The 289-nt window shown below is 66.1% G+C and carries 1 protein-coding gene; it reads left to right on the top strand.

Going from position 1 to position 289, the window contains the following annotated elements:
- A partial coding sequence (locus tag HA630_RS00860) for a porin (RefSeq protein WP_166832077.1) occupies nt 1-289 on the top strand: 289 nt, incomplete at both ends.

Here is a 289-nt window from a genome sequence, read left to right as displayed (position 1 = left end):
GCCTGGGCTACCAGGAACAGAAGCACGAATCCACCCCCGGCAGCGACCGCGAGTACACCGCCCTGTCGGGCGCGTACAACTTTGGCGTGGCCCGCCTGTCGGCCGGCTACCAGCACGCCAAGAACGGCAGCAACGCCAAAGACAACGAGTACAGCATCGGCGTGAACGTGCCGCTGGACAAGTTCAACATCTCCGTGGGCTACGCCAGCAGCAAGGCCAAGAACGCCGCCGGCGCCACCACCGCCAAGGGCTCGGGCTTTGCCGTGGGCGCCACCTACTCGCTGTCCAA

It is taken from the genome of Aquabacterium sp. A08, assembly GCF_011742065.1.
This window is presented reverse-complemented; position numbering and strand designations above follow the sequence as displayed.